The organism is Vibrio sp. 1249-1, assembly GCF_033340495.1.
This window is the reverse complement of record NZ_JAWOWJ010000626.1, coordinates 1-663: the sequence shown is the minus strand read 5'-3', so window position 1 is coordinate 663 and position 663 is coordinate 1. Positions and strand designations below refer to the sequence as shown.

Below are 663 nucleotides of genomic sequence, written 5' to 3'. Positions count from 1 at the left end.
CGGAGTTCGTTCGAGTGATCGATCAAGTCCTGCCAGACCATGTCTTTCATCGCTTATGTCCGGAGCTTATGCAAGGCTCTCAGACCACTTCTGGTGTGCCTGTACATGTTCAACTACTAGGTCAAGAGCCACACTGGATGGCGGAAAACGCAACCCGAGCAGCAGAGCTTGGCGCGCGCGGCATCGACCTAAATTTTGGTTGCCCAGCAAAAATGGTCAACAAAAGCAAAGGAGGTGCGGCGCTATTGCAGCATCCTGAGTTGATTCATAGCGTGGTAAAAGCATGCCGTAACGCAGTGCCTGCGAATATCCCTGTCTCCGCAAAAATTCGTCTGGGCTGGGAAAACCCTGAAGACTGTTTTGAAATCGTGGATGCGATTCAATCTGCGGGAGCGAATGAACTGACCGTTCACGCACGTACTAAGCAAGGCGGTTATAAAGCATCTGAAATCAAGTGGGAATACATCAATAAAATTCGCGAGCGATTCTCCATCCCTTTGATTGCCAATGGTGAAATCTGGAATTTCGAAGATGGTCAACGCTGCATTGAAACCACTGGTGTCGACTCTCTGATGGTGTGCCGTGGCGCGTTCAACATTCCTAACCTAGGTAACATGGTAAAACACAACCACACGCCAATGGTTTGGTCTGATGTGGTCGACC

1 protein-coding gene is annotated in these 663 nt (G+C 49.6%); it reads left to right on the top strand.

The annotated features are described in order from the left end of the window. Window positions 1-663 (top strand): tRNA-dihydrouridine synthase (locus tag R7Z50_RS28025; RefSeq protein ID WP_318149824.1); only part of this gene is annotated, 663 nt, incomplete at both ends.